The following is a 22290-nucleotide window of genomic DNA, read 5'->3' as shown; positions in this document are numbered from 1 at the left end:
TTGCGCTTGCGGCGAAATACTCTATTCTGTCAAAAAATACCTGAATCTGGCCAATCGTATGCCATCACCTTTTGCCAATACGCTGTACGATCCGGACGCCGCGTCCTGCCCGGCCGTCGCCTGTCATCTTGATTTTGTCGAGTATGAAGCGGAAGTGCCGGTGCATACCCATCGCAAAGGGCAGTTGATTATTGTGCTGTATGGTGCAGTGAGTTGTCGGGCGGAAAATAACCTGTGGATTGTGCCGCCTCGCTGCGCGGTATGGATCCCGGGCGGTATTCCGCACAGTGTGTCCGCCACCTGGAACGCGCGCCTCAATTATCTGTTTATTGAACCCGGCGCTGCCGCGCTGCCTGGCAGCTGCTGCACCCTGGCGCTCTCTCCCCTGATCCACGAGCTGGTGGAGCGACTCACTCGTGAGGAGGCGGATTATGTGGCGGATAGCCATGCCGGGAGACTCACCCGAGTGACCCTTGACGAACTGGCGACCATGCCGGCGCAGCGCCTGAATCTGCCCGTCTCAGCACATCCCAAAATTCGGGCGATGGCCGACCGGCTGGTCAGCCATCCTGACGATCGCAGCACCCTGTCGGTGTGGGCGAAGCGTCTGGCGCTGAGTGAGCGCTCGCTGGCCCGGGTGATGCTGCGGGAGACCGGCCTGACCTTCGGGCGCTGGCGCCAGCAGCTGCATTTGATTATTGCCCTGCAGGAGCTGGCCAGCGGCGTTTCGGTACAAAACGTGGCGGCTAAGCTGGGGTATGAATCGGTAAATGCCTTTATTACCATGTTCAAAAAAACGATGGGGACGACACCGGCGCACTATTTTGCCGAGCGTCAGACCGCGGCTCGTTAAGAAAACCTTGTCGGGCCGCGACGGCTGGCGTGGCACCCAACAAGGCGGCAGGGGGCGCTTACGCTTTCGGCGGCTTGATCTTAATAATAAATCGTTCGTTAACCCGGGTGATCCTCGCGCCAATGTCGCCAAACTCGGTGGCGATTTTAAAAAAATCGTCCGCGGCGACATCAAAATCGAGTTCAATTTTCGGGTGTTGTCCTGTCGCCAGTAATTCATAGAAATGGTCAAGGCTGCGGGCTTTTTCGCTGGGCATCTTATTTCTCCATGGTAAACCAATCAGCAGGGCGTTTATTGTTTAAAGCGTTTTCCGGATTATTCAGCAGGATGACAGTGGCGCCTGATATAAGATGATGCAATGTCATTAAGGATACGGTGGGGCGATATTATTCCATGTTGTTAAACCTGTGGCCGCGCGTTTCCCCAGGATGCTATGAGGCGCGGGACAACCCTGCGGCGCGGGTTGATGATAGACATTTTATGATGACAATTTGATGACAGTAAAATGAACGTACAATAGCGCCGGGCTTTCTTTTGACTAAATAAATTTATTTGGTGGCTGTTAAGGCAGAACTTAACTACTTTATGGTGAGGGGCGTCATTCGGCGATGGCTAACAGTGAGGGAGCAACGATGCAATTACTTGATTTATTCGCAGGTTTATTGTGGTTAAGCAGCGTTATTTTCCTGCTGTATCTCCTCGATGTGGTCATCACCCGTTATCTGTATCGTAAATAACCGGGAAGGGGATGCGCGAGGACGCTCGGCATAGGGTACTGCGCCAGAGGATGTTATTATGACGCCGGACTGATTCAGAAAGGAATGCGCGGTGGCCGGGAGAATTGATTACGATATTGAAAAATACCAGTTTACAGAAGCCGGTGAGTCGCCACGGCTCAGAGCGCAGTGGCGTGAGGTCTATCTGGAGTGTTGTCAGCAGCAGGCCGGGGCTGAGGAGCGTCTGCGCATTGCGCTATTGAATGTCGACTATGTCACCAGCTTCGAATTGCCTTTTCGCCTGCTGCTGGTGCGCGCGCCGCAGCTGATCGCCGACGTGCGCGATCAGCTGCAGCTCAATCGTAAAGCCGCCGTTTTCAACGGCAAACGTTACGGTTGTGTCTACAGTCTGAAGCAGGATTTACAGCCGATTCCGGAGTCCTTCCATTACCACCTGTCAAACCGTATCCGTCGCGTCGATCCGCAGGGACCGACGGCAGCCCCGTACCAGCAGATTGCCCGCGAGATAAAGCCGGCCCGGGAGCGGCTTCGCCATGCGTTACTTGCCGGCTTGCCGGTTACCGCGCTTGATGCGCTGTTCTGGTTCGGCAGTCAGCGGGTGGCGGCGGACATTGCGCAATTGCGCCGGTCCGGCATGGGAATTGTCACGGAAGAGGTGGAAGCCTGCGATAATCTGTTCAACACCACCCGGCGAGTACCGGTTTATCGTCTGACCAGTAAATGATGCGGCGAGCCTTCGCCCAGTCGTTGCTTCGGCAGGCAGCTCACCATTGCCCCGTCAAACCAAACGCACTGCATGCTGCCGGTGTGCCGCGGCGCAGGGCCCAGCCATGCGCTGGCGATGAGCATGAATAGCATCAGCCCCAGCGGAATCACGTTTATTTTTTTCACTGCCTGTCATCCACTTCACTCTTCTTCGCTGCAGGATAGCGGGAAAGTATGACGTTTTGTCGACTGAGTCACACTTTTTTATTGAGGACTCATGGCATGCCAGGCGAAGCGGCGCCTCAGGACGCAGCGTTATTCATATTCGGCATAATGATATGACTAAAACTGGCGGCTTGTATTTTTCATTTTTATTACCCCTCTCTTTTTTTACCTGGCAGCACAAAGCGTGAGACGACCAGGCTTTACGCAGAATACTCTGGTAACTGTCTGGTTTGAAACAATATTTTAATTGACTTTTCAGAGGGAGTTACAGCAGTGGCTAATTTATATTAATTCAATTTACCGATCAATAAATTATATCTTGATAGTTTTTAACTATCGAATGATTATTATCGATCACTTTAAACTATTTTTGTTGGCGGAAAATATATGACATGCTTTAACCCTTTCTTATTTTTGGTATTTTTTAAATGGTTGAAGAAAACGTGAAAAATACCTCTTATCGCTTCGTTCTGGAGCCCGCTATTAGCGATGACGGCAGCTACCACTCGTGGGAGTTGCTTACTAAAGATATTATAGCACCCGCACAAAATACCACCTCTGCGTCGACGTTTTCTTTCTCCACGCTTACCGAACGCGATAAGCTTGCTCTATTTATTCGGCAAATCGAGTTACTTTCTGTATTTGATTTCGCCCGGGTCGATAATAAACCGATATCGCTGAATATTGATGATTTATTAAGCCACTTTATTCTGACGGATCGCTATCTCTGTGATTTCCTGCGCTCCTGTAAACACATTGCTCTGGAAATAAATGAGAACTTTCACGAGTTTATCGCCGGACGTGAGCTGACGGCGCTGAGCACGCTGGCGGCGCTTTGCCCGGTCTGGCTGGATGATTTTGGCCGCGGACGGACGTCCTTCCCGCTGCTGGAGCGCTTCCGCTTCGATTGCGTCAAAGTGGATAAAGATTACTTCTGGGATAAAGAAAACGACCCCGCTTTTCCCGGGCTGTTGCAATCTATTCATACCCTGACCAGCCATGTGATCGTTGAGGGGATTGAAACCGAAAAGCAAAAACAGTTAATCAGCGCCGCCGGGGATATCATTGGACAGGGCCGTTACTGGAAGGATGAATATATCTTTCTGTGCTGCTGACCCGGGATCTGATTTCTGTTTCTTACCATCCTTTTTTTATCCAGTTTTAAATTAACCCTTTGTTACAGATAGTCTTTATTAGCGCAGTGATAATCGCCTCTCATTTTCTTTTCTGAAGGATCATTCACTGTGAATACTCGCTTGCGTAACACCCTGCTCGCCATTGCGCTGACCACCTGCTTTACGGCAGCCAGCCAGGCGTCGACCTCCGCCGATATACCGTCTGTCTCGCAGGATCCGGTCGTCCAGCACCTGAAGCTGAGTGAAGAGCAGGTCGCCAAAATCCAGGCGCTGCGTCAGGGATTCGAAAATAATGTAAGCCAGATTAAAATCAGCGGCTATCAGGATGGTGCTCTGGCAGACGTTATTCACTCCGGAAAATGGGATGACGCTAAGGTCAAACAGCAGCTGGCCGCCTTTGGCCAGCTGGACCAGCAGGTGCGGTATTATCGTGTGAAATACTACTTCGACGTGAGCCAGGTGCTGACCCCCGAGCAGCGTGAGCAGGTGAAAAAAGACCTCTCCGCCGCGATCAACTAACCCTGCGTCAGCCACCCGCTGCAGGTGATGCTGGCCCGGAAGATGCCGCCGTGCTCCGGCGGCTATCATCTGATTTTACTGACCGTGGTTTTTTTCCAGCCGGGCAAAATACTCCGGCGCAAACGGACGCGGATCGACATCGGCAAACGGTGCGCGTTCGAAGTGTGATTTTAGCGCCCACGGCACCGTGCAATCGAAGATTGTCTTGCAACTGATACCCTCTCCGCGGATCGACGGGCTGTATGCCGGGGTCTGGGAAGGATCCAGCTGGTGACCACGGATGCCGGGGATTGTCGTGATGCTGACATCCCCCTGCATACGGGTGGTCATCGCCCACAGGATATCGTCGCTGTCAAAGATATCGACATCTTCATCGACCAGAATGATATTTTTCAGCTCGGAATAGGTCGCCAGCGCCAGCAACGCGGCCTGCCCCTGACGCCCTTCGTCGGCGGGCTGGCGTTTTTTCACCTGCAGGATCCCGAGGAATTTACCGCCGCCCGCGGTGTGGGCGTAGACATTTTGTAAAAAGCCCGGGATAGCAGCCTCGACAGCATTCCAGATACTGGCTTCCGTTGGCAGTCCGGCGAGGGTGGTATGCTCTTCGCCCGGCCCTACCAGCGTCTGCAGAATCGCATTGTTTCGCATGGTCACCGCTTTGACTTTTATCACCGGCAGCGACGGATTGGCGCCGCCGCAGTAGCCAGGAAACTCCGGCATCGCGTGGCCGCTGTTGGTATGCTGATCTTCTCTGACGCGTACCCCCGGCAGCAGTTCCCCTTCGATAACGATCTCGGCGCGAGCGATGGCTTTCTCCGGGACGCTGACGCCCTGTACCAGCTCTACCGGACGCTGACGCAGCGCACCGGCGACGCCCAGTTCGTTATAGCCAAACGGTGTGGTTGGCGCTTCAAAGCAGGCGCCGATATAGATAGCCGGATCGAGTCCCATATTGATGGTTATCGGCAGCGGTTTGCCGGCGGCCTCGGCTTTCTGGCGAAACACTTCGATATGGCGGCCAGCGGCGAGAAACATCGACAGCTCATCCCGGCCCTGGACGCACAAGCGGTGGATGGTGACGTCGGTGAGCGAGGCGTCGTCGGGATCGCTGGCCAGCGCCAGGCCCAGGCAGAAGAAGGGACCGGCGTCGATCGGGGTGTTGGTGGGCGCCGGGAGCAGGGTGCGCAAATCAAAATCCGGATCGTCGGCCAGAAAGACCTGTTCCTGACAGGGGGCGCTGCTGGCCGGAACGACCACCGGCGCGACCGGTTTTTTCACCGCTTTGCCTACCTCCAGCGCCAGCTGTGAGGCTTCGCAGCCCAGCAGCAGCGCGGCCCGCTGGCGGCTGGCGTGCATGCCCACCAGAATGCGCGAGTGCGGATAGCCCTTAATATTGTTAAACATCATCGCCGGGCCGATGCGCGTGGGGCGCTTCACGGTGCCGCCCGCGCCGATGTGGCGATAGACGCCGGCCAGCTCAGCGTTAGGGTCAACCGGATGATCGGTTTCGAGGTACTGATTGTCATGCTGTTGCAGCAGCGCGATAGCGTCGCGCAGATCCTGAATCGGTGCGGTCATGATGTTCTCCTTAGCGTGTCGATGCGCACAGTATGCTTCGCAGGCTAATGGTTATCAATTGCATCATTCATGCTTTATTGATAACATTTTTATTATCAATTTACTCCGCGGAGTCCGGCCATGTCCTTGCGAGCGTTACGCCATTTTGTGGTCGTTGCTGAAGAACTACATATGCATCGGGCGGCAGAGCGGTTACATATCGCCCAGCCCGCCCTCAGCCAGCAGATTAAACAACTCGAGCAGCGCCTGGGCGTGGTGCTCTTCTCCCGCGCTAACCGGCGCCTGACCCTCACCGCCGCGGGCGAGGCCTTCTTGCAGAAGACGCGGCTGGCGCTGGAGATGGCCGATCAGGCGGTCCTGGACGCCCAGCGCACCGCACGAGGCGAGCAGGGGCGATTGCATCTGGGCTATGTCTCCAGTGCGATGTATGACAGCAAACTGCCGGGGCTCCTGCGCGAGCTGCGCGCTGACTGGCCGGGGATTGAGCTGTCGCTGGTGCAGGGGGATGTGCAAATGCTCTACGAAGCGCTGCTGGATCTGCGTCTGGATATCGCCATCATCCGCGCGCCGCTGGCGTCACCGCCGGACGCGCTGGTGGTCAGGCCATTTGTGCGGGAAAAACTTTGCCTGGCGCTTTATCAACAGCATCCGCTGGCAGGCGTGGGGGCGCTCAATCTGGCCTCGTTGCGCACTGACAACTGGATCTCGCTTGACGATCCGCAGGGCACCGGACTGGAGCAGGTATTTATTGACGCCTGTCGCGTCGCGGGTTTTACGCCGCAGGTGGTGCAGCGAATTAACGATGTCACCTCGATGATTAGCCTGGTCTCCGCCGGGGTGGGGGTGGCGCTGGTGCCGGTCTCGGCGCGGGCCTTACGCCTTGATAACGTGGTGTATATCGATCTCCAGGATCGGCTGGCGGAGAGTGAGCTGAGCATGGTTTACCACCGCCATTTCCGTTCGGCGGTGGTGCGGAAAGTTATCTCGCTGCTTAATGCCGCTGAGCAATAATCCCGCTTAGCGGGTCTTCAGGCGGCCAAAGCTGACAATCCTTGAACGGCCCAGCTCTTTCGCCCGGTACAGCGCGGCGTCCGCTGCGCGCAGCAGGCTGTCGCTTTGGGTGTGCTGCGGGTAGCTGGCGATGCCAATCGACACATCCACCTGGCCTATCTCCGTCAGGCCATCGCGCAGCGTCATATTGTGCACCTGGGTGTAGATCTCGCTGGCGCACTGGTGCGCCCCGGCTTCGTCAATCCCGGGGAGCAGCACTAAAAACTCCTCGCCGCCGTAGCGGAAAGCCATGCCGATATCGCGCACCGCGCGCTGCACAATGGTCGCGACGCTCTTAATCACCAGATCCCCGGCTTCATGGCCGTAGCGGTCATTGATGGCTTTGAAGTGATCGATGTCGATCATCAGGCAGCTCAGCGGGGTGTGGGTAAGGACCGCCAGCGCCATCTGCGAGTGCAGCGCTTCATCAAGATGATGGCGGTTACGCAGGCCGGTCAGCGAATCGAACAACGCTTTTTCCAGCAGGGCGCTGCGTAAACGCTGATTGGCGAGCGCCAGCCCCAGCGCTTCGGCCATCAGCTCCAGGTAAGCCCGGGAAGGGGCGTCACTGGCGGTGACGTTCTGAAAGCTCAGCAGACCGATCGCTTCGCCCTGGGCGATGAGCGGTACGCAGAGCGACTGGCCGGCGTGCGCCTCCGGCAGATGATAGCAGGTGATATCGGGCTCACCCTGTACCGGCGGATGGCTGAGTCCCCGCCGTATCGCCCAGCAGTCGTCGGGAGCAAAGGACGTCGTCTCCCCGGCGGGCGACAGCCACTGCGCCACGCAGCGCATCTGCCATGGATCGGTATCCAGAATATACAGTTTACCGGGGATCGTCGGGGCGATGTTCGGCGCGAACAGCTCCGCCACCTTAATCACATCCTCTATGGTTTCACAGCCCTGCAGACGCTGGGTCATACGCGCCAGCAGTTCACGGATCGCCCAGTCGGCGTCGCGCTGCTGCTCCAGCTGCTGGCGGGCCAGGCCGTTCTCGCGAAAAATGCGGATCGCCTGGGCCATATCGCCAATCTCATCCACCTGGGTGAAGTGCGGCGTCTCCACCGCATAGTCCTGGGAGGCGAGACGCTGCACCACGTCGCTCAGACGGACCACCGGGTACAACACCCGGCGTTTGAGAATGAAGCCGAGGACAAACAAAAACATCAGGGCGGTCAGGCCGACCATGATTTCCGACAGCGTACGCCAGATCCGCGAGCGCTCGGTGGCCTGGTCGATAGCGATGGCGGCGCGATGCTCAAGCATCTGACGGAAGCGATCGATCTGCGTCTGCATGCGCTCCAGTTCGGTCTCATACGCTTTGCCGTACAGCACCGCGATGGCCGCTGGCGCATCGCCGCGGGCGACATGCGTCAGGGCCGCCTGCTGTTCATCCTGAAGCTCATCGGCGATCCGCAGACCATCCTGGAGTAGCGCCAGCTCCTCGCGGCTGGCGCCGTTATCTTTCAGTCCGGCCAGCCGCTGCTCAATGCTTTTGTCGGTCTGCTGCAGTTGCTGATACTGCGTAAGCGTCTCCGGCGAAGGCTTAACCACGTACAGTCGGGCGAGGTCAGACAGCGCCCAGGCGTCGTTTTCCACCTCGTCGGAGAGGGTATCAAAGACCTGGCGCTGTTGTACCGCCTGGCGTTCGACGCGGTCGGCGCTGGAGGCCATAAGCATGGCGCTGCCGGATGCCAGCGTCAGGCCGACGGTGATCCCGTAAGCCCAGTTGGTGATGGTGGCGATTCTCACCCTGTATTTCCTTGCATGCAGATGAAGCTGTTTTAATTATAGAACTCGCCCCCCGCCATGACGGCGGCCTGCCTCAGGGGCGGTGCTCGCTGCGGGGGTGTTCGAGGGTCTGAAGAATGATGGCGTGCAGCGTTTCCGCATGGTGGCGCAAAACGAGAAAGACATCGCTATCCAGAGCGCCATTTATAACATCCGCTTCCATAATCTGTAAGGCCTCCTGCCAGGCCATTCCTTTACGATAAGGGCGATCTTCGGTCAGCGCGGTGAAAATATCGGCGATAGAGATAATACGGTCGGCGAGGGTCAGATGATCTTTTTCGAGATGCAGAGGGTAGCCGCTGCCGTCCAGTTTTTCATGGTGATTCGACGCCCAGTTAATGATGTCGCCGAGCTCGCTGTAGTCGCTGAGGATCTCGCCCGTCATATAGCTGTGCTCGCGCACCTGGCCCAGTTCGTCATCATCCAGTTCGCCCTCTTTTTCGAGGATGGAAAGCGGGATAGAGATCTTGCCGATATCGTGCAGATAGCCGGCAATCTGAATTTGCTGGCAGATGGGCTCCGGTAGTTGAATCCAGCGGGCAAGCTGGCGGGCGATTTCCCCCACCATGATGCTATGGGTGGCGGTAAAGCTGCTGTAGGTGTCGACAATTTTGGCAATCAGCAGGCAGATATCTTTCAGACCATGAATATCCAGATACAGCGTGTTGATGGGACCAATAATTTCCAGCAGCCGTTGAATATGGCCGGGATGAAGGTGCTGCCAGAAGTTCGCATTTTCAGCGACCTCGCACAGCATATCGCACAGCGGCGGATCGATCTCCCGGTGCAGGGAGACGAACTGTTCCACCACCGCCCGTGTGGGCCAGCCGGCCACGTGACTCCCGGCAGGCAGCAGCCGTTCAAAGGCATCGGCGAAATAGACAATATGCTGTTCGCGGCTACCCCGGTGGTCCGGGCTAAAATGGTGATCGCGAATGAAGGGGACAATGGGCAGAAAGGTCACTAACCCTTCCAGCATCGCCGCCCCCTGGCGCTGATGCGGATCGTGGATGTTATCGATGGCATCCAGCGAATGAATGGTGCGTTTATCTCCCAGCACGCCGATATCGTGCAGCAGCGCGGCGCAAAAAATGGTCTGCTGCCGCTCGGCAGGCAGCCCCAGCCTTTGCGCCAGCGTCAGGGCGATTAAGGCCGTTCGTTGCATATGCCGGTGCAGTTCAGGGTTAATGATCTGAATGACTCTGGTCGTCAGCATTAGCGCTGATTTCAGGGCAATACGCATTTCTGTTCTCCGTACGCGTTACCTGGCGGGCAAAAATGACCTCGCGGGTGACGGAAGTGTCGATAATCTGATCGCAATGCGTGTTGTGTAGTTGGCTGCTGAACAGGTTAATACCCAGAATGTATCAGGTTCATAGCGCTGCCCGATTCAGAGCCTGCCGTGCACCAGATTTGGGCGATGTTGATGCGAGAACCTTATTATTGTCTGATAGTTAACCATTTCCCCCCCAAAAAATAAATAAATTCTGGCAAGCCCTTTGCATTAAGCAAACGTTAGTTTGATTAAAGTCTATGAAGGGAGTGACCTGTATGAATTTTAGAGCATTACTTACCATTGCGTTACTGACGATGAGCAGTCTGGCATTTAGCGAGACGCGTCTACCGCATATCGTTATTTTAGCCACCGGCGGGACGATTGCCGGTTCGGCTGCCAGCAATACCCAGACAACGGGTTATAAAGCCGGGGCGATTGGGGTGCAGACGCTGATTAACGCCGTGCCGGAAATGAGTAAAATCGCTCATGTCGAGGGCGAGCAGGTGGCGAATATCGGCAGTGAGAATATGACCAGCGACATTATCCTGGAACTCTCGAAGCGGGTGAATGCGTTATTGGCCCGGGATGATGTCGATGGCGTGGTGATCACCCACGGCACGGACACCCTCGATGAAACCCCTTATTTCCTCAATCTGACGGTCAAAAGCAACAAGCCGGTGGTCTTTACCGCGGCGATGCGTCCGGCGACGGCGATCAGCGCCGACGGGCCGATGAACCTGCTGGAAGCGGTCACAGTCGCCGCCGATCCTGATGCCCGGGGTCGCGGGGTGATGGTGGTGCTGAACGACCGCATCGGCGCGGCGCGCTTCGTCACCAAAACCAATGCCACTTCGCTGGATACCTTCCGGGCGCCGGAGGAGGGCTACCTTGGCGTCGTGGTGGGCGGAAAACCCCAGTTCGAGACGCGCGTGGATAAAATTCACACCCTGCGCTCGGTGTTCGATGTCCGCCAGCTGAAGACCCTGCCGAAGGTGGTGATCATTTATGGTTATCAGGACGACCCGGAGTATATGTACGACGCGGCGATCGCCCATCATGCCGACGGTATTATCTACGCCGGAACCGGGGCGGGGTCGGTGTCGGTACGTAGCGCTGCGGGCATCAAAAAAGCGCAGCAGGCGGGCATAGTGGTGGTTCGCGCCTCCCGTACCGGCAGCGGTGTCGTGCCGCCGGATGACAGCCAGCCTGGGCTGGTGTCCGACTCCCTCAACCCAGCGAAAGCACGTATTCTGTTGATGACTGCGCTGACGCAAACGAAAGATCCACAGCTGATCCAGCAATATTTCCACACCTACTGATCCTCTACGGCCAGGGCGTCGCTCACGCCTTCGCTGCGGTTTGCCCCATAGTGACCCGATGTCGGGTCACTGTCCGCGCTAAACGCCGCGCTTTATGCGTATAAGGCGTAAAGAAATATTTTTTTTTACGGCGGGTGTGGGCGGTATTAAAGTGCAAACAACTGGCAAGACGCTTATTTTTAAAGCATCTTTAAATAAGTCTATTCTTAATTATTCCCTTAAGGCGATTTTAATATTCCTTATGCCGACGGATAAAAAATGTTTCACTCTGAAGCGGGAGTGCTTTAATTCTTTCGCGGTACAGACGACGATCTTGTGGACGCGGGCAGGCTGCGGGCCACGTGGCTGAGCGGGCTCAGTCCCCGGCAGACAAGGCGTTCTCGCGGCGGGTTTCGGTTATGCCTGTTAGTAACGCTGATGATTAGCGTGAAAATGATATGCACGATGAATATATTAAGAAGAGGATAAGATTTAAGTTTACATTTGGTAACATTTGTGCCGCAATTATGTTTTTTTGTCAGCAAGCTGTTTTTTACTTGCCGGAGGGAATTTCAGCGGATTAGTATTGTCGAACTTGCTGTACGTACCGCCTAATGATGATAAATGGATTCTGTTTTCCTTAAGCGTTACCACATAATTAATGTTTACAGGAAAAATCATGGCCTGCGTATTTAATAAACAACTTTTACACCCGCGCAACTGGCTGACCTGGTTTGGGCTCGGCATCCTCTGGTTAATCGTGCAACTGCCTTATCCGCTGCTGCATTTTATTGGCACCAGCGCGGGTCGCCTCTCCCGACGCTTTCTCAAACGCCGCGAACATATCGCCCGGCGCAATATTGAGCTCTGCTTCCCGGACATGTCGCCGGCGGCGCGCGAGACCCTGATCGATCAAAACTTTATGTCGCTGGGAATGGGGCTTATCGAAACCGGCATGGCCTGGTTCTGGAGCGACGAGCGGGTCAAAAAATGGTTTGATGTCGAAGGATTTGCCAACCTTAATCATGCGCTTAGCGGCGGAAAAGGGGTGATGGTGGTCGGTGTGCACTTTATGTCGCTGGAGCTGGGCGGGCGCGCGATGGGGTTGTGCCGTCCAATGATGGCCACTTATCGTCCGCACAACAGCCCGCTGATGGAGTGGGTGCAAACCCGTGGTCGCCTGCGTTCGAACAAAGCGATGATCGATCGCAACAACCTGACCGGTCTGGTGCATGCCTTAAAATCAGGCGAAGCGGTGTGGTTTGCTCCCGACCAGGATTACGGTCCTAAGGGCAGCGTGTTTGCGCCGTTTTTCTCTGTCCCACAGGCGGCGACCACCAACGGCACCTATGTCCTGTCCCGTTTATCGGGTGCGAAAATGCTGAGTATCAGTATGGTGCGCAAGCTGGATCGCCAGGGCTACAGCCTGCATATTAGCGAAGTAATGAATGATTATCCGGGTGAAGATAAGCAGATCGCTGCCGGCTATATCAACAAGGTGATCGAGCGCGAGATTTTGCGTGCCCCCGAGCAGTATCTGTGGGTGCACCGTCGTTTTAAAACCCGCCCGCTGGGTGAACCTTCCGTCTATTAACCTTCCCGCACAGGCTGCGCTTTCAAAATCCCGACAGTTGGGGTAACGTGAGCCGGATCATGTTTTAGTCGTGCGCGAAGGAGTGCAGAGTGTTCGCTGAGTTTGGTGTTCTGAATTATTTGACCTACCTGGTCGGGGCGGTGTTTATCATTCTCGTCCCTGGCCCTAATACGTTTTTTGTGCTGAAGACGGGCATTGCCCACGGCGTGAAGAAAGGCTATCTGGCGGCGGCGGGCGTCTTTATTGGCGACGCGGTGCTGATGTTTCTGGCCTTTGCCGGCGTGGCGACGCTGATTAAGACCACGCCGGTGCTGTTTAACGTCGTCCGCTACCTCGGGGCGATCTACCTGCTGTGGCTGGGGGGTAAAATGCTCTACGCGGTGCTGACCCAGCGCGATGGCCAGGCCGACGCCAGCGCGGAGCCGGCGAGCGCGATCCTCAAGCGCTCTCTGACCCTGAGTCTGACCAATCCGAAAGCGATTCTGTTCTATGTGTCGTTTTTCGTGCAGTTTATCGATGTCAACGCCAAAGCGCCCGGCGTGGCGTTCTTTATTCTGGCGCTGACCCTCGAGGTGATTAGCTTCTGCTATATGAGCTTTTTGATCCTCTCCGGCTCGTTTGTCACCCGCTACGTTAAAACCCGCAAGAAGCTGGCCAAACTTGGCAACAGCCTGATTGGTCTGGTTTTCGTTGGGTTCGCCGCGCGCCTGGCTACCCTGCAGTCCTGATCCCCTCGGGCCGGTTACCCGCTGACCGTCCCGCCGTCTCTTATTCTGCCCTGTAACAAAAACCCTTCATTTTTTATTGCATTGGTGTTACATATACAGCCGTTTATCGCTCAGCAAAAAGGAAGCCCCGATGATTCTGCAAAAACTCCTCAGCAATAAAAACTGCAAAAAATACTGTCTGTCGCTCGCGGCGGTGTTTGCTATCGCGCTGGCGGTGGTGGGGCGGGCGACCTTCGGGGGCGTGGTGAGCGAATACAATATGCCGTACTCAGAGTGGACGACGTCCATGTTCTTCCTGCAGGGGGCGATGGTGACGGTTTACAGCATTGTCTTTACCGCGCTCTTCGCTATCCCCCTCGGCTTTATTTTCCTCGGCGACGAGCGCCAGGATTAAGCGTCAACGGGCGAACCGCGGTTCGCCCTGTCTTTTCAGCCTGAAGGATTAATCATCGTCATGATAGTGATGATGGTGGTGATGGCGATGGGCGTGGTACCCATCGTCAATAATGCATCCCGATAACAGCGTGCACAGCGCAATAATCAACGGTAACACGATCGGTTTTTTCATCCCTTACTTCTCCCGCTATTCTGCTTTCCCCGGGGCAGAGAATGCCGCGGTGGATAACGTGAGTGTAAAGGGTTAACTTGTTGATGGGATAGGATAACTCCGCAATATCGCCGCCGCGATCACCACCAGCCGAACTGGCTGCCGGCCACCGCCACGATGGCGACAACCAGCATAATAATGGTGCTTTTTTTCATTATGCCCCACCCGGCGCCGCATAGCCGCCGACAAAAAACCAACCGAGAAAGACGACGGCGATGATAAAGATCGCCACCGGGAAAAGAATACCCAATTTCATGATAGTGTCCCTGTACCCACGAATGATGCCCTGCATGATACTGGATATCGCGGTACTTTAGTCAATATGAATGAAATTCTCCTGACGGCGGGACTTCTTATCCTGGTACATCGCCTCATCGGCGGCGCGTAAGGCCGCTTCAACATCGATACTCTGCGGATCGCAGATGATCACCCCGAAGCTGGCGCCTTCATAGTCGATACGCTGTTCGCCGAGGAAGTAGACGCCGCACAGGGCCTGGCGCAGGATCGCGACATACGCTTGCTGCGCCGCGGGCTCCTGGGCGCTACCGACGATCAAAAACTCATCGCCGCCAAGACGACCAACGATATCCTCACGGCGCGCGACGGCGGTGAGTCGTTCGCCGACCTGCACCAGGAAGCTGTCGCCGCACGGATGACCGAACCGATCGTTAATGGCTTTAAAACCGTCGAGATCGATAAAAATCAGTGACACCTGCTGCTGCTGGGCGCGGGCGGAGGCAAAGCGTAGCGCCAGCTGCTTAAACAGCGCACGGCGATTAGGAAGCTGGGTGAGTTCATCGGTCGACGAGTGCAGCTCCAGCGCGACGTTAGCCGCCTGCAGCTGTTGCACCAGGGTGTCTTTTTCCACGTAGTGGGAAATGAGCTTCGCGAACAGGCCCATCACCTGTTCACCTTCGAGATTATAAGGTTGCTTCTGTCGGCTGGTGGCGCAGAGGGTACCGAACAGCGAGCCATCGGCCAGGCGGACGGGAATGCTTAAAAAGGTGGCGATCCCCAGCTCCTGGGCGGCGATGCAGGAGTGCCAGCGATGGGCCACGTCGTTGCTAAACGTGCACTGATCCTCAAGGGCGCGCTTGCACAGGGATTCATCCCACGGGACAGAAAAACCTTCCGGGATCTGCATTTCGCTGCTGTTATGGGCGAACATCACCTGCTGCCGCTGGGCGTTGATATCGATGCGGGTAAGATAGGTGGACTCCATTCGGGTCACCGCCTCCAGCATCTCCAGCAGCTGGCGCACCAGGGTTTCCAGGGACTGTTCCGCAGCGAGGGTTTGCGACACCCGGGCAAGAATAAAATCTGACATGAATAATACAGCTCCAGCACGCCAAACGTCACCCCAGCATAATGGGCTGCAAACGGACATCAGCGTCGAATAAACAGTGATATTTTTAAATTTATCACATCTGTTTGGGGAATACTTGTCCACGCGGCAGGAAAAAAAGCCCCGTCGGGGGCGACGGGGAAAAACTCATTGATTATGGAATGATCTGTTCTCTGGTCAGTTCGAGAACAGGGGCTACTCTACGGGGGAAAAGTGCAGGCAAGATGGAGAAAACGTGGAGATTCAGGCTAAAATCCCCGGGCATTCAGGAAAGGGAGGAACGATGAAAAAGTTACTGGCTATTCTGCCACTGGTATTAGCCGGCTGTGCCCAGCCGCAGTCCACCGCGCCGACGAAAACCATCGGCATGGCCAATCCCGCGTCGGTGTACTGTCAGCAATCAGGCGGTACCCGGGTGCCGGTGCAAACGCCGCAGGGCGTTAGCACCCAGTGCAAACTACCCAGCGGCGAAACCCTCGACGAGTGGGCGCTGTGGCGCCGGGATCATCCGGCTAAATCGTAACCGGCAGGGCCGCCAGCCAGGCGGCCAGCACCCGGGCATGATTCTGCTCGGTGTTCTTCGCAGCGTACAGTAGCGTCAACGGCTGGCGCTGCGCCAGCGCCGCCAACCGCAGTCCCGTTTCGCGGTGGGCGTCGAGCTCCTGGCGATAGCGATGGCTGAAGTGGGCGAAATCGATCGCCTCGCCGTGAAAGGCTTTCCGCAGCTCAGCGGAAGGCGTTAACGCCTTACACCACTCATCACAGGCCAGCGCCTCTTTTTTAATCCCCCGCGGCCAGAGACGGTCGACCAGCACCCGGTAGCCGTCGCTGCTTTCCTGCGGGTCATACACCCGTTTACATTGAATCATCATCCTGCTCCCTCTGTGCCATCCAGGCGAGCAACTGCGGGATTTGCCCGTCGGAAAATACCGTGATGCCGTGAGCGCGCAGCAGATCGGCCGCGACCCCGGCGCCCGCTTTGCGTCGTCCGCGAAAGGAGCCGTCATAGACAAACTGGCTGCCGCAGGTAGGGCTGCCATCGGTGAGTAACGCTGCCTGACAGCCCGCTTCCCGGGCGGCGCTGAGCGCCAGCCAGGCGGCCAGCTGGTAATGTCCCGTGACGTCGCGGCCGTCGCTTTCCACGATCCGCGCCCGCCCGGCAAGGACATCTCCGCCTGCGCCGCCGACGATCTCCGCCGGCAGACGGGGCGTGGACAGACCGGCCGCCAGCTCCGGGCAGTGGATCACCAGCCGCCCCGTCTGCTGCCAGCGGGACAGCGTCGCCGCCAGCTGTGCCTTCTCGCTACCGTTATACCGCACCTGGAATCCCATCAGGCAGGCGCTGACCAAAAGCTTACTTTTCATCCTTTCTCCCTTTCACGCTTGCTCCAGTATACCTTACCCGCCGGCGGGGGCGGTGGGGCGAAAATAAGGATTGTGTTCCACTGGAGGGATCGCTATCCTGACGTGCCTTGTGCTGCTCGTCTCGTCCAGACATAAGGAACCTGCTATGAAAACCCCTTTACGCCTCGCCCTCGTCGGCGATTATCACCCCGATATTGTTGCCCATCAGGCCATTCCCCTGGCGATAGACGATGCTGCCGCCGTGCTGGAGCAGCCGGTGAAATATGATTGGCTCGCCACCCCGTCGATCGTCTCCGGCGAGGCGCTGGCCGAGTACGATGCCGTCTGGGTCGTTCCCGGTAGCCCGTATCGTCATCCGCAGGGGGCCTTTACTGCGATCCGCTATGCCCGCGAAAACGGCATCCCTTTCCTCGGCACCTGCGGCGGCTTTCAGCACGCGGTGATTGAATACGCCCGTAACGTGCTCGGCTGGCAGGATGCCGGTCATGCGGAAACTGACAGCGAAGGGCGGATGGTGATCGCTCCCCTTAGCTGTTCGCTGGTGGAGACCTCCGCCGTCGTCGAGCTGCGGGCGAATACGCTGATTGCCCGCGCCTATGGCCGGGAGAGCATTGAAGAGGGCTACCACTGCCGGTACGGGGTGGACAGCGCGTTTGCCGGAGAGCTGGAACAGGGCGATCTGCGCGTCACCGGCTGGGATGAAGAGGGTGAGATCCGCGCCGTCGAGCTGGTGACGCACCCGTTTTTTGTCGCCACGTTGTTCCAGCATGAACGCCACGCGCTGGATGGGCGTCCCTCGCCGCTGGTCCAGGCGCTGATTCGCGCCGCGGCACAATAAACCCACCGGCAGCGGGCGCTGCCGGTCATCTTCAGGAATGGATTTCCCGGTCACGTCCGGCGAGGGCTCCGCAGACCGCCATCACCAGCGAAATCAGCGCCACCGCCAGCAGCGGAATATGCCAGTCGCCATTGGCATCGTGGATCTTACCCATCAGCGGCGGCCCGCAGGCGGCCAGCAGATAGCCGACGCTCTGCGCCATCCCTGACAGCGCCGCGGCCTGGTGCGCCGAGCTGGCGCGCAGGCCGATAAACGTCAGGCCGAGGATCATGGTAGCTCCGGAGCCAAAGCCGAACAGCAGCGTCCAGCCGATCGCCAGCCCTGGCAGCAGCCACAGCCCGGCGGCGCTGATGGCGCACATCAGGGCGACCAGCACCGCGATCCCACGCTGGTCGCGCAGCCGATGCAGGATCAACGGTATCGCCAGACCTGGCGCGGCGGTCGCCAGCTGCAGCAGGCCATGCAGCGAGCCGGCCTGCGCTTCGCTATAGCCCATACTCTGTAGAATCGACGGCAGCCAGCCGATAATCACGTAATAGACCAGCGAGTTGATGCCGAGGAACAGCGTCACCTGCCAGGCCAGCGCCGACCGCCAGATCCCCCGATTATGCATGGCGCCTGAGCCGGTCAATGGCGCCTCCGCCCGGCGCCGGGACTGCGGTAGCCAGCTGAGGATCGCCAGCAGCGGGAAGACCATCAGCAGCAACAGCGCGCCGCGCCAGCCGAATCCGGCCATTGCCACGGGAACCACCAGCGCCGAGCCGAGCGCCGCCGCGCCGCCCATCGTCAGGGAATAGGCGCCAGTCATCCGCGCGACATGCTGCGAGAAATCGCGTTTAATCAGTCCGGGCAGCAGGACATTGCCCAGCGCAATACCGCAGCCGATCGCCGCCGTGCCGATAAACAGCAGTGCAGCGGAGGGCAGGGAGCGCAGGGCAATGCCGGCGCAGATCAGCAGCATCGCCAGCAGCAGGCTGCGTTCCATGCCGAACCGGCGGGCAACTCCTGCCGCCAGCGGCGAGACAAGGCCAAAGGCCAGCAGCGGCAGGGTGGTGAGTAGCCCGGTCTGCGCGGTGGTCAGGCCATAGTCGCTACGAATCGCGTCCAGCAGCGGCGCCGCGCCGGTAAAGACCACGCGCAGGGTAGTGGCGATGAGCAAGATACCGGCAATCAGCAGCGCGGGGCGGCGGCCGGTAGAGGAGATCACAGAAGACATATCATTCTCAAGGTAACTAACGAGGGGGTTACGATAGCGACTTTGTCCTCTGTTTAAATCAAGCTAAAATGACAGATTATCGCTAATATCGGACAACATGATGATCGGACTGGGTCTGGATGGTTATGAACCGGACAGTGGCCACGAATCGGCCATTGCCTTTCGTATTCAGGTGGTGGAGGCGGAGCAGTATATTCCGGCGCATTCTCACCGTAAGGGGCAGCTGATCCTCGCCCTGCACGGCGCCTTGACCTGCGAGGTGGAGAACGCGATGTGGATGGTGCCGCCGCAGTATGCGGTGTGGGTCCCGGGACAGCTTTCCCACAGTAACCGCGCCACCCCCGGCGCCCAGGTGTGTTTCCTGTTCATCGAGCCGGGCGCCGCGCCGATGCCGGACCGCTGCTGTACGTTAAAGATTTCCCCACTGGTGCGGGAGCTGATCCTCACCCTGGCGGAACGCGGCGGGGAGTTGCTGGCCGCCCCTGCCACGGCCCGGCTGGTGCAGGTTCTGTTTGATGAGCTGCCCCGGCAGCCGCAGGAGCACCTGCAGCTGCCGGTATCAAACCACCCGAAAATTCGTCAGATGGTGACGATGATGGCCGAGGATCCGGCGCGCTGGCAGACCCTGAGCCAGTGGGCGGCGGTGTTTGCGATGAGCGAGCGCAATCTGGCCCGCCTGGTAGTGCGCGAAACGGGGCTGAGCTTTCGCCGCTGGCGCCATCAGCTGCAGCTGATCCTCGCGCTGCAGCTGCTGATCCGCGGGCAGACGGTGCAGCAAACGGCTCAGGCGCTGGGCTATGACTCCACCACCGCCTTCATCACCATGTTTAAAAAAGGACTCGGACAGACGCCGGGCCGCTATCACGGCAGCCTGGCTACGACTTCCCAATAAACAATGAGATGATCCCGGCGGCAATCAGCGGTCCGACCGGGACGCCGCGAAACAGGGCGACGCCGAGTACCGTGCCGACCAGCAGCCCGGCCACCAGATGCGGCTGGGTGCCCATCAGCGCTACGCCGCGCCCGCCGAGCCACGAAACAAACACCCCGACCGCAATCGCCAGCAGTGATTTCCAGTTCATAAAGGAGTGGATCAGCGTCGAGGGCGGCAGCGTACCGCTGGCGATAGGCGCCATCACGCCGATGGTTAAAATAATGATCCCGACAGTCAGCCCCTGTTTCTCAATCCAGGGAAAGAAGGTATTCAGCGGTGTAACGCGCACGATAATCAGCACGAGGATAGAGATCGCTACGGTGGTGTTATGGCTGATAAAGCCGAGCGCCGCCAGGCCCAGCAGGATCAACAGGGTGGTATCAAACATGTACAGAGGTCCTTGCCAAAAAAAGAAAGCCAAAAAATATCCCGCTTACTCTACGCATCGTGGCGTGAATAAACAGGATTTTTACGCCATGCGGCGAAAATCAGGGCGGATGCCCGGTTAGCTAAGGCGGCGAAAGGTCGCGATCTCCGGTCGGGCGATATGTAAATAATCCTCGGTATCGAGAATGATCGACCGGTCCAGGCGTCCGGCGTTAAAGGCGATTTGTGGAAAGCGCTCAAACAGCAGCGGGTCGGCCACCAGCCGCAGCGCCGGATGGAAGCTGAAGGGGGGAATGGCGCCGAACACGCAGGCGGTGAGGGCATCCACTTCCGCCGGACTGGCCAGCGAGGCTTTGCTGCCGCCGATATGCCGGGCCAGGCTGGCGAGATCGGCCTGCTGATCGGCGGCGAGGATCGCCAGCACATGCTGGTTGACGCCGTTTCCTTTTACTTTACAGACTAGCGCTTTTGCGCCCTGGCCAAGCGCGGTGCCGCGGATCGCCGAGACGGCTTCGCACTGGCCGACCGCGTCGTGCGCCATCACCCGGTAGCGCGCCTGGTGTTCGTCGAGCAGCGCGCACAGCCGCTGGTGGATATTACCTTCTACTGCTTCAAGCATAGCGTCCTCCTGACATCATCAAGCCGCCAGCTTAGCGCTGTTGCGTCAGCCTGCCAACGGTGGGCCGGGAAATTCACCATTCGCTCATTATTGCTTCACAGTGCTGTGGTGCAATCTCGCAGGCGCAGCAGATGAGTTTTGTAAATAAAAAAAAGAATGATTTTCATTTTCAATCGAACTTTTTTTATTTCGCTCAGTCTCTATCGGACGACACAGAATATTAATAATTGCCGTAATGAGGTTAGGATGATGCACGATGCAACCATGCAGGGTTCCCCACGCAAGAAGTTTAATAAAATAAGGGAGCTCAACAGACGGCGGAATTACTTTACTAAGAAAGTACGTAATGCCCTGCGGGTGGGAGTGGCGAAAGCGCTCTGGGACCGCCGACGCCGTCAGCCGGTGGATTTGTCGTCCGCGAAAACTGTCTTACTCATGCGTAATGAGGGGGCGGTCGGCGATGTGGTGGTGGATTCCGCGCTGGTAAAATGCCTGCATCAGTCAGGTTATATCGTTGATTTTCTGCTGACGACCTCTAACAGCCAGGTGATGCGCTATAACCCGCGGATCCGCCATATTTATGAGGCTGAGCCGGTCAATTCCGCTGATTTTTTGCGTAAATTTAACCATAACGTACCCCGCGACGTCATTAATGAACTGGCTAATAATAAGTACGATATTATTATTGACCCTTCGCTGTTCGATATTCCCGTGCATCGCCTGCGGCTTTTTCGACAAATAAAAGCCAAATCAGTACTCGGGTTTAATAAATGGCCATCGATTAAACATTACTCTCACTCTTTTGATTTTGACTGCCAGCGCTGGCACGTAACGAAGACGTTCGCGTTGATCGCCGACTATCTCCAACTGGACACCCGCGCTCTGGACACTTACGACCTGGCGGTGCCCGGGCCGATTATGCAGGAGGTGGCGCAGTATCTGGCGTCGCTGAGCGGAAAAGCGGTAGTGATTAATATTTTTGCCGGCCATGCCGACCGGAGTCTCTCCCAGACGCAGCTGGCCGAACTGCTCGACAAGCTGCGGGCTCGCCATCCGGGGCTGGCGGTTATTCTGCTCGATCACCGGCGTGAGATCCGCATCCCGCTGCCGCCGGAGGTGGTGATTAATCCGTTTAACACGCTGCACCATGCGATGGCGCTGATTGCCCAGGCGGAGCTGATTATCTCTCCGGACACCTCGGTGGTGCATATGGCGGCGGCGTGGAACAAACCGCTGATCGCGGTCTATAAGGACGTTCTGCTCAATAACCGGCTGTGGGCCCCGGGCTATGACAACGCCAGGCAGATCATTGTTAAATGCGGGAAGGTCCATCAGCATCGCGAGCTGGTGGATAGAATTATAGCGGCGCTACCGGAGACGCTGTGAGGGCGATGAGGGGAGGCTGGTAGGGCTCACCTGCTGGCCGTATGCAAGAGCCAGCAGGTGAGCGAAGGTTGCATTGCCAGTCTGCAACCGCCGCTATTGTACT

27 protein-coding genes and 1 pseudogene are annotated in these 22290 nt (G+C 57.4%); 13 read left to right on the top strand and 15 right to left on the bottom strand.

Features of this window, described 5'->3' with window-relative positions; genetic code table 11:
- Positions 1 to 58: 58 nt before the first annotated feature.
- A complete protein-coding gene (locus AS136_RS22825; protein ID WP_063267032.1) occupies positions 59 to 853 on the top strand; it encodes an AraC family transcriptional regulator in 795 nt (264 codons plus the stop codon).
- Positions 854 to 911: 58 nt separating this feature from the next.
- Here the strand turns inward: AS136_RS22825 and AS136_RS22820 are convergent, their stop codons facing one another.
- On the bottom strand, positions 912 to 1109 hold the full coding sequence (locus AS136_RS22820; protein WP_004140506.1) for a hypothetical protein: 198 nt from the start codon (positions 1107 to 1109) through the stop codon (positions 912 to 914).
- A 572-nt stretch (positions 1110 to 1681) separates the two neighbouring features.
- Between AS136_RS22820 and AS136_RS22815 the strand changes: the two genes are divergently transcribed.
- Entirely contained in the window at positions 1682 to 2314 is a 633-nt protein-coding gene (locus AS136_RS22815) for an ECs1377 family protein (protein WP_063267031.1), read from the top strand.
- Here AS136_RS22815 and AS136_RS28505 read toward each other — a convergent pair.
- Positions 2293 to 2481, bottom strand: coding sequence for a hypothetical protein (locus AS136_RS28505; protein WP_032691162.1), 189 nt, complete (start codon positions 2479 to 2481; stop codon positions 2293 to 2295). The two genes, AS136_RS22815 and AS136_RS28505, sit on opposite strands and share 22 nt — an antisense overlap.
- A 467-nt stretch (positions 2482 to 2948) precedes the next feature.
- Here AS136_RS28505 and AS136_RS22810 point away from each other — a divergent pair, with 467 nt between their 5' ends.
- Both AS136_RS22810 and AS136_RS22805 read left to right on the top strand, forming a co-directional pair.
- On the top strand, positions 2949 to 3635 hold the full coding sequence (locus AS136_RS22810) for a KPN_01159 family EAL domain c-di-GMP phosphodiesterase (RefSeq protein ID WP_016160694.1): 687 nt from the start codon (positions 2949 to 2951) through the stop codon (positions 3633 to 3635).
- A gap of 129 nt (positions 3636 to 3764) precedes the next feature.
- Positions 3765 to 4175: a Spy/CpxP family protein refolding chaperone gene (locus AS136_RS22805; RefSeq protein ID WP_012542134.1), complete on the top strand. Its 411-nt coding sequence runs from the start codon at positions 3765 to 3767 to the stop codon at positions 4173 to 4175.
- A 75-nt stretch (positions 4176 to 4250) separates the two neighbouring features.
- On the opposite strand, the gene AS136_RS22800 is transcribed toward AS136_RS22805, so the two are convergent.
- A complete protein-coding gene (locus AS136_RS22800) occupies positions 4251 to 5753 on the bottom strand; it encodes a UbiD family decarboxylase (protein ID WP_012542133.1) in 1503 nt (500 codons plus the stop codon).
- 120 nt (positions 5754 to 5873) lie between these two features.
- Here AS136_RS22800 and AS136_RS22795 point away from each other — a divergent pair, with 120 nt between their 5' ends.
- Entirely contained in the window at positions 5874 to 6764 is an 891-nt protein-coding gene (locus tag AS136_RS22795; RefSeq protein ID WP_008807694.1) for a LysR substrate-binding domain-containing protein, read from the top strand.
- Between the two features lie 6 nt (positions 6765 to 6770).
- On the opposite strand, the gene AS136_RS22790 is transcribed toward AS136_RS22795, so the two are convergent.
- Both AS136_RS22790 and AS136_RS22785 read right to left on the bottom strand, forming a co-directional pair.
- Positions 6771 to 8555 carry a sensor domain-containing diguanylate cyclase gene (locus tag AS136_RS22790; protein WP_063267030.1) on the bottom strand — a complete coding sequence of 595 codons (1785 nt, stop codon included), beginning with the start codon at positions 8553 to 8555 and terminating at the stop codon, positions 6771 to 6773.
- Between the two features lie 73 nt (positions 8556 to 8628).
- On the bottom strand, positions 8629 to 9837 hold the full coding sequence (locus AS136_RS22785) for an HD domain-containing phosphohydrolase (RefSeq protein ID WP_023339923.1): 1209 nt from the start codon (positions 9835 to 9837) through the stop codon (positions 8629 to 8631).
- A gap of 308 nt (positions 9838 to 10145) precedes the next feature.
- Between AS136_RS22785 and fraE the strand changes: the two genes are divergently transcribed.
- The 4 genes from fraE (at position 10146) to AS136_RS22765 (ending at position 13884) form a co-directional block, all read left to right on the top strand.
- Positions 10146 to 11189 (top strand): fructose-asparagine asparaginase, encoded by a 1044-nt coding sequence (gene fraE / locus AS136_RS22780; protein ID WP_012542131.1) that lies wholly within the window; start codon positions 10146 to 10148, stop codon positions 11187 to 11189.
- 658 nt (positions 11190 to 11847) lie between these two features.
- Positions 11848 to 12762, top strand: a complete 915-nt coding sequence (gene lpxP, locus AS136_RS22775) for a kdo(2)-lipid IV(A) palmitoleoyltransferase (protein WP_008807690.1) — start codon at positions 11848 to 11850, stop codon at positions 12760 to 12762.
- Positions 12763 to 12851: 89 nt separating this feature from the next.
- Positions 12852 to 13490, top strand: coding sequence for a leucine efflux protein LeuE (leuE, locus tag AS136_RS22770; protein ID WP_004203730.1), 639 nt, complete (start codon positions 12852 to 12854; stop codon positions 13488 to 13490).
- Positions 13491 to 13620: 130 nt separating this feature from the next.
- On the top strand, positions 13621 to 13884 hold the full coding sequence (locus AS136_RS22765; protein ID WP_004203731.1) for a DUF2534 family protein: 264 nt from the start codon (positions 13621 to 13623) through the stop codon (positions 13882 to 13884).
- Positions 13885 to 13932: 48 nt separating this feature from the next.
- On the opposite strand, the gene AS136_RS27425 is transcribed toward AS136_RS22765, so the two are convergent.
- The 4 genes from AS136_RS27425 to AS136_RS22760 all read right to left on the bottom strand — a co-directional run bounded on the left by AS136_RS27425 (position 13933) and on the right by AS136_RS22760 (position 15424).
- Entirely contained in the window at positions 13933 to 14058 is a 126-nt protein-coding gene (locus AS136_RS27425; protein WP_012542130.1) for a hypothetical protein, read from the bottom strand.
- Positions 14059 to 14177: 119 nt separating this feature from the next.
- The gene (gene yoaJ, locus AS136_RS29410) at positions 14178 to 14252 is read right to left on the bottom strand and encodes a protein YoaJ (protein WP_004892898.1); all 75 of its coding nucleotides are present in this window, start codon (positions 14250 to 14252) and stop codon (positions 14178 to 14180) included.
- Entirely contained in the window at positions 14252 to 14353 is a 102-nt protein-coding gene (locus AS136_RS27415) for a YoaK family small membrane protein (RefSeq protein ID WP_004150782.1), read from the bottom strand. Before AS136_RS27415 ends, yoaJ begins: the two co-directional genes overlap by 1 nt.
- Before the next feature lie 57 nt (positions 14354 to 14410).
- Positions 14411 to 15424, bottom strand: coding sequence for a sensor domain-containing diguanylate cyclase (locus AS136_RS22760; protein WP_049138445.1), 1014 nt, complete (start codon positions 15422 to 15424; stop codon positions 14411 to 14413).
- A 301-nt stretch (positions 15425 to 15725) separates the two neighbouring features.
- Between AS136_RS22760 and AS136_RS22755 the strand changes: the two genes are divergently transcribed.
- Positions 15726 to 15965, top strand: coding sequence for a putative hemolysin (locus AS136_RS22755; RefSeq protein WP_008807687.1), 240 nt, complete (start codon positions 15726 to 15728; stop codon positions 15963 to 15965).
- Here the strand turns inward: AS136_RS22755 and AS136_RS22750 are convergent.
- Together AS136_RS22750 and AS136_RS22745 are read right to left on the bottom strand one after the other, a co-directional pair.
- Positions 15955 to 16311, bottom strand: a complete 357-nt coding sequence (locus tag AS136_RS22750) for a DUF488 domain-containing protein (RefSeq protein ID WP_063267036.1) — start codon at positions 16309 to 16311, stop codon at positions 15955 to 15957. The genes AS136_RS22755 and AS136_RS22750 overlap by 11 nt on opposite strands.
- Positions 16298 to 16807: a 2-thiouracil desulfurase family protein gene (locus AS136_RS22745; RefSeq protein WP_012968516.1), complete on the bottom strand. Its 510-nt coding sequence runs from the start codon at positions 16805 to 16807 to the stop codon at positions 16298 to 16300. Before AS136_RS22745 ends, AS136_RS22750 begins: the two co-directional genes overlap by 14 nt.
- A gap of 145 nt (positions 16808 to 16952) precedes the next feature.
- On the opposite strand from AS136_RS22745, the gene AS136_RS22740 reads away from it, so the two are divergent.
- Positions 16953 to 17645 (top strand): CTP synthase C-terminal region-related (seleno)protein, encoded by a 693-nt coding sequence (locus AS136_RS22740; RefSeq protein WP_012968515.1) that lies wholly within the window; start codon positions 16953 to 16955, stop codon positions 17643 to 17645.
- A 31-nt stretch (positions 17646 to 17676) separates the two neighbouring features.
- Here the strand turns inward: AS136_RS22740 and AS136_RS22735 are convergent, their stop codons facing one another.
- A complete protein-coding gene (locus AS136_RS22735; protein ID WP_162823381.1) occupies positions 17677 to 18852 on the bottom strand; it encodes a CynX/NimT family MFS transporter in 1176 nt (391 codons plus the stop codon).
- 106 nt (positions 18853 to 18958) lie between these two features.
- Between AS136_RS22735 and AS136_RS22730 the strand changes: the two genes are divergently transcribed.
- Positions 18959 to 19753, top strand: a complete 795-nt coding sequence (locus AS136_RS22730; RefSeq protein ID WP_008807682.1) for an AraC family transcriptional regulator — start codon at positions 18959 to 18961, stop codon at positions 19751 to 19753.
- Here the strand turns inward: AS136_RS22730 and AS136_RS22725 are convergent.
- The 3 genes and pseudogenes from AS136_RS22725 to AS136_RS29130 form a co-directional block, all read right to left on the bottom strand.
- A complete protein-coding gene (locus tag AS136_RS22725; protein ID WP_008807681.1) occupies positions 19737 to 20183 on the bottom strand; it encodes a DUF441 domain-containing protein in 447 nt (148 codons plus the stop codon). The genes AS136_RS22730 and AS136_RS22725 overlap by 17 nt on opposite strands.
- Before the next feature lie 117 nt (positions 20184 to 20300).
- Positions 20301 to 20801, bottom strand: coding sequence for a YbaK/prolyl-tRNA synthetase associated domain-containing protein (locus AS136_RS22720; protein WP_008807680.1), 501 nt, complete (start codon positions 20799 to 20801; stop codon positions 20301 to 20303).
- A 95-nt stretch (positions 20802 to 20896) separates the two neighbouring features.
- A pseudogene (locus tag AS136_RS29130) lies at positions 20897 to 21056 on the bottom strand (hypothetical protein).
- On the opposite strand from AS136_RS29130, the gene AS136_RS22715 reads away from it, so the two are divergent.
- Entirely contained in the window at positions 21051 to 22187 is a 1137-nt protein-coding gene (locus AS136_RS22715) for a glycosyltransferase family 9 protein (protein WP_162823382.1), read from the top strand. The pseudogene AS136_RS29130 and the gene AS136_RS22715 sit on opposite strands and share 6 nt — an antisense overlap.
- Positions 22188 to 22290 lie beyond the last annotated feature (103 nt).

The sequence above is a fragment of the Klebsiella sp. D5A genome, assembly GCF_001620885.1.
GTDB lineage: Bacteria > Pseudomonadota > Gammaproteobacteria > Enterobacterales > Enterobacteriaceae > Klebsiella > Klebsiella variicola.
The sequence above is the reverse complement of the archived record's forward strand: the minus strand, read 5'-3'. Positions and strand labels throughout refer to the sequence as shown.

Excerpts from the sequence above, each read along its gene's own strand:
- AS136_RS22825 (WP_063267032.1), top strand. The coding sequence starts at position 59 with ATGCCATCACCTTTTGCCAATACGCTGTACGATCCGGACGCCGCGTCC.
- AS136_RS22820 (WP_004140506.1), bottom strand. The coding sequence starts at position 1,109 with ATGCCCAGCGAAAAAGCCCGCAGCCTTGACCATTTCTATGAATTACTG.
- AS136_RS22810 (WP_016160694.1), top strand. The coding sequence starts at position 2,949 with ATGGTTGAAGAAAACGTGAAAAATACCTCTTATCGCTTCGTTCTGGAG.
- AS136_RS22800 (WP_012542133.1), bottom strand. The coding sequence starts at position 5,753 with ATGACCGCACCGATTCAGGATCTGCGCGACGCTATCGCGCTGCTGCAA.
- AS136_RS22795 (WP_008807694.1), top strand. The coding sequence starts at position 5,874 with ATGTCCTTGCGAGCGTTACGCCATTTTGTGGTCGTTGCTGAAGAACTA.
- AS136_RS22785 (WP_023339923.1), bottom strand. The coding sequence starts at position 9,837 with ATGCGTATTGCCCTGAAATCAGCGCTAATGCTGACGACCAGAGTCATT.
- fraE (WP_012542131.1), top strand. The coding sequence starts at position 10,146 with ATGAATTTTAGAGCATTACTTACCATTGCGTTACTGACGATGAGCAGT.
- lpxP (WP_008807690.1), top strand. The coding sequence starts at position 11,848 with ATGGCCTGCGTATTTAATAAACAACTTTTACACCCGCGCAACTGGCTG.
- AS136_RS22765 (WP_004203731.1), top strand. The coding sequence starts at position 13,621 with ATGATTCTGCAAAAACTCCTCAGCAATAAAAACTGCAAAAAATACTGT.
- AS136_RS27425 (WP_012542130.1), bottom strand. The coding sequence starts at position 14,058 with ATGAAAAAACCGATCGTGTTACCGTTGATTATTGCGCTGTGCACGCTG.
- AS136_RS27415 (WP_004150782.1), bottom strand. The coding sequence starts at position 14,353 with ATGAAATTGGGTATTCTTTTCCCGGTGGCGATCTTTATCATCGCCGTC.
- AS136_RS22760 (WP_049138445.1), bottom strand. The coding sequence starts at position 15,424 with ATGTCAGATTTTATTCTTGCCCGGGTGTCGCAAACCCTCGCTGCGGAA.
- AS136_RS22755 (WP_008807687.1), top strand. The coding sequence starts at position 15,726 with ATGAAAAAGTTACTGGCTATTCTGCCACTGGTATTAGCCGGCTGTGCC.
- AS136_RS22750 (WP_063267036.1), bottom strand. The coding sequence starts at position 16,311 with ATGATTCAATGTAAACGGGTGTATGACCCGCAGGAAAGCAGCGACGGC.
- AS136_RS22745 (WP_012968516.1), bottom strand. The coding sequence starts at position 16,807 with ATGAAAAGTAAGCTTTTGGTCAGCGCCTGCCTGATGGGATTCCAGGTG.
- AS136_RS22740 (WP_012968515.1), top strand. The coding sequence starts at position 16,953 with ATGAAAACCCCTTTACGCCTCGCCCTCGTCGGCGATTATCACCCCGAT.
- AS136_RS22730 (WP_008807682.1), top strand. The coding sequence starts at position 18,959 with ATGATGATCGGACTGGGTCTGGATGGTTATGAACCGGACAGTGGCCAC.
- AS136_RS22725 (WP_008807681.1), bottom strand. The coding sequence starts at position 20,183 with ATGTTTGATACCACCCTGTTGATCCTGCTGGGCCTGGCGGCGCTCGGC.
- AS136_RS22720 (WP_008807680.1), bottom strand. The coding sequence starts at position 20,801 with ATGCTTGAAGCAGTAGAAGGTAATATCCACCAGCGGCTGTGCGCGCTG.
- AS136_RS22715 (WP_162823382.1), top strand. The coding sequence starts at position 21,051 with ATGCACGATGCAACCATGCAGGGTTCCCCACGCAAGAAGTTTAATAAA.